At 57.4% G+C, this 4,587-nt stretch carries 1 protein-coding gene; it reads right to left on the bottom strand.

Annotation, left to right across the window (positions count from 1 at the left end):
* A partial coding sequence (locus WBM93_RS12750; protein WP_424432243.1) for a beta strand repeat-containing protein occupies window positions 1–4,502 on the bottom strand: 4,502 nt, incomplete at its 3' end.
* Window positions 4,503–4,587 lie beyond the last annotated feature (85 nt).

Consider the following 4,587-nt stretch of genomic DNA (forward strand, 5'->3'; position numbering starts at 1 on the left):
ACAGCGTTATCGCGAGAGGCCACCCCGCCCACATCAATGATCAGGTTTTCCGCAAAGCTCATCGAACTGCCAGCACCATCGACAGTTAGATTGACTGCTCCGCCTGCCGCTCCGCCGCCATTGCCGGAATTGCCCACCGTCGCAGCTATGCCGGTGCCACCCACTCCGCCAGCACCGCCAAGTGCGTCGGCAAGAAGTTGGCTGTCAGAACCATTTCCGCTTGCGTTAAACGTGCTTCCGCCAGTGGCTGAGAAACTAATACTACCGCCGCTAGCATCCCCGCCTGAGCCACCGGCCCCGGGGAAAACGAAGGAGGGTGAATCGCCGCCAACACCGCCCGCGCCGGCTATACCCCTCGCATTGGTTATGCCGTCAGTCGTATAGTTGAGCGTTGCACCGCCGGTGGCGGAAACCTGAATGATGCCACCCGCGCCATTGCCGCCATCCCCGCCCATGCCGGTTGGCCCGGAATCGATTGGATTGTCGCCGCCTGCTCCACCTGTTCCTCCGACTGCTTCGGATATAATGGTAAGCGCACCTGTTGTGGAAAGAACGCCAAGCGCCCCGGTTACATCCAATATGGCAGTCCCGCCTGCGGCGTTGCCGCCTGCGCCGCCATTGCCACCCGTGCCACTGCCGACTCCACCAGCGCCTCCGGTTGCAGTTGCATTGATTGTCGGATCATCCAGAACAACTGTGGCATCAATGACATTGATCGCGGCTGTTCCGCCGAAACCATCGCCACCATTTCCGCCATTTACTCCATCGCTACCCGACGCACCGGAGCCGCTGGCGTCGACTGTGTACTGAATCGGGTTCGGATCATCCTGCCCGAGATTGATAATAGCGGTGCCACCCGTTCCGTTGCCGCCATTACCGCCGATTTGGCCGACGAAGGATTCTGTAAAGTCGTCCATCCCGGTCACATCATTGAAAGTAAGTGTACCGCCCTGACCCGCGGTGCCACCGGTGCCGGTTGCGGAGACGGTAAGGTCGCTGAAGGTGATTGTTCCGCTAAGATTGTTAAATGTCGCTGTTCCAGCGACCGCATTACCACCGTCGCCCGCGTTTTGGGCCGGTGTCGGGGCGGGGGAAGGGGAATTGCCGACCAGAGCAAACCCGCCAGCTCCACCCGTGGTATCCGAGCTTACCGTGAGTCCACCGGCGCCGATGTCAACAACCGCGGTACCGTCGAGATTGAATGTTGCTGCCCCGCCGGTGGAATCGCCGCCATTGCCGGCATCCACGCCTTCTCCGGTTCCGCCTTGACCGCCAAAACCGCCTGATGAAACGGTCAGGGAATTGGACACTGTCAGGCTACCAGAATTGGCATTGAAAATTGCAGTGCCACCAATGCCCTGGCCGCCATCGCCGGCCGGAGTGCCTTCTGTTTCGCGAGAATCGCCGCCGCTTCCGCCGGCTCCATCGGCGCTGACTGTCAGATTATTGACCGTGACATCGGTGCCGTTCAGGTTGAAGGTCACAACGCCCCCGGTCCCTGTGCCGCCATTGCCGACTGTGTTTGGCAGAAAGGTACCGGAGAAGGGGTCAATGATCGTGGAATCGCCTCCATTGGCAGCGGTCCCGTTGGAGGAAATTGTCAAATCAGTAGCTACAAAAGTACTGCCATTAAGATTGAAGGTAACGGACCCGCCAATTCCCGATCCGCCTTCACCCGATGCCGCGAATCCACGCCCGTCTACGGGCTCCGCAATTAGACCATTCCCGGAGATATTGGCTGAACCCATGATCATGGTGCCGCCGCCCTGCAGGGTGACATTAACGTCTCCACCGACACCCAGGCCGGGATCGCCGGTCGCACCGGATCCGTCGTTGTTGGCACCAAGTCCGCTGGCGTTTATCAGCAGGGAAGTGCCCGTAGTTTCGGTCAGTGTGAGTGCACCCGCATCGACCAAAAGATTTATATCGCCAGCCGTGGCCCGCCCGCCGGCGGCTCCGGATTCTGCACTAGAGTTCAGGCTGAGAATTCCCGTGCTGAGTGCGCCGCCATTTTGAATGGTCAAGTTGATATTGCCCGGCGTCCCGTCCGATGATCCCGCAGGCGCATTGGTACGGCGGCTGTTGTCCAAAAATACATTTGCGGCATTGAATGCGGCATTGTCGATCAGCAGGTTAAGGTCTACGGAACTTGATGAGCCGCCAGCACCTGCACTACCGCTACCAAACATCCGAAAATCACTCGTCATGGTGAGAACGGAGCCGTTCAATATGTTGAAATTTGAACTGCCCTGATCGCCGGGCGCAACTTCGCCATTCAATACCGTGCCGGAAGCGCCAAAGGCGCTACCGTTTATCACCAAATTGTCTCCATTGAAGCCGGTGTTGTCGAAGGTAAGATTCATATCCCCACCGGTGGCATTGCCCGATATCAAATTGCCCGTAGCATCATACGAGCGTGCGGCGGATGCACCGGTGAGGAGTGCAAGTTCCCCAATGGCTAGCGTTGCATTGGCAAAAGTTGCAATGACGTCGCCACTGACTGCTGAATTGAGGCTTTCGCTAACGTTGCCTGAGGCATTGGACGATCCATCAGCAGAAGCATCTAGCTCTAGTCTGTTGGCTGTGATCGTGCCGCCGTTGACCGTCAAATTGACCGCACCACCTGTGCCGCTGCCGCCTGTAGAAGTTCCGCGGAATGTGGATGTGGCATCGCCCTTGGCGAACAACTCAAGTCCGCGGAATCCATCTGCGACAAGTGTACTGCCCGCGCCGATAATATTGAAATTTATGGTACCACCAACAGCGTCGGCACCCGTGACCAATCCCAGATTGGGAGAAGCGCTGGCGCTGAAGGTTGACTGGCCGAACCGTGGACCGCCCGATATGTCGAGGAGCCCGCCGGACAGAATATCGACATTGATCGTACCGCCAAATGTGTTGGTGCCATCATCGACAATCGCGCGGCGGCTTTCGATACCGTCGACGCCCGCCAATATGTTGAACGTACCATCAATTAGCATCTGGCCAGAGCCAGTGGTCAGCAACCCTGGCCCTGTGATGTCGATATCCACGACACCCCCCTGTGTGGCGGTAAAGGCATTGAGGACCAGGTCGCCAATCTGGTTGAATTGCGATCCGGGACCAACTGCGATATTGATCGCGTTGGCCGCATTGAACGTCACATCGCCAACAATGTCGACATTGCCGCCGCCATTGGCACCAATGTTGATGCTGTCACCAGCGGTAAAATCGAATATTGCGGCGTTGGCATCCTGCTTGCCGATAAAGTCGCTTCCTGTGGTTGCGAATATGCTGATATTGTTATTGGCGAAGGCTTCAACGGAGTTGGTGAAATTCGCGCCACTCATGTCGATATTGGCATCCTTGGCCGGATCGACGGTTTTATCGATACTGTTGCTGGAACTGAAAGGCACATCGATGTTGCCGCCAGCGCTGAGAATGATCGCGCCTTCGCTGGCAAATGCAGCCGTCGCAGGCGTATAGCCGATGGTTCCACCCAAAAGCATGGTCATCGCCTGGTTCTTTGGCGTGGCAACCATATAAATTCGCTGCCGGTCGCTAAAATTGAGCGGTGTCGGCCCGGTTGTAGTTCCGCTGTGAACGATGCCGTTTGCATCATTCGTTCCCGCACCAACCGGTATCTGGATGTCGAATAGATTATTATTGTTGATCGTCATTACGGCTTGGTCGGCCGCCACATAAGCGACCGCACCGTTGACGCTGACGTTCCCGCCCTGAACCAAGCGTGGAGCGACGACGGCGAAGTAGCTATTTGCGGCGCTAAGCTCGATTTGAGGGCCGGCATCCTGTCCGACTGCCACCGGCGACTCGATAACGACACTGCCCCCGCCTACAGCTCCTGTTATGCTGATCGTCCCGCCAAAGGCCCCGGGGAAGCCGCCGCTAATATCGATATCTGTCGTCGTCAGCAGTAAACTGCCAACATCAAAGCGTCCGGTACCCCCGACGATAATACCGCCAGGACTATAGAACCAGATGTTTCCGCCCGTTACGGTGCCCGCGCTGTCTATATAGCTTTGTACTGCGCCATCAAAGCGGATCGCGCGGGTGCTGTCTGCGGGAAGCACTCGGTTCAAAACTGTGTAATTAAATCCGTCCGACGTAAATCTCAGTGCGTTGCCCGCGCCAAGAAAGTTTATCGATCCGCCGCCAATTCCCGTGTCATCGGGTGCCCAGTTAATAACGACCTCGGTGGCGGTAACTTCGATAGTATCGCGCAGCGTAAATTGGCCTGTAGAATCCAGAGTGCGCACGCCATCGAACGAACCCACTGTCGTGCTGCCAGTAACGACCGTCGGTGTCCCGCTTACTGCGGCAACGATACCCAGCGCCTGTGGCTGGTTCAGTCCCGGAACCGGTTCTGTGATTCTGATCGCGTCGAGATCGATCGGTGAGGGTGCAGAAATCCTGACGTCGCGGGGATTGAATTGCGGGCTCCGCGCTTGTGGCTGAAAGGCATCGGGCAAGGAAACCGGACTGCTGATCCGAATATCTTGCACCGGCAATGCTCCAACCGGGCTTGATATTCTGACCTCACGCGCATTGAAATCGGGCAGTCGGTTTTGCGGCTGATAGGCATCAGGC

Source organism: Parasphingorhabdus sp. (genome assembly GCF_049667325.1).
GTDB lineage: Bacteria > Pseudomonadota > Alphaproteobacteria > Sphingomonadales > Sphingomonadaceae > Parasphingorhabdus.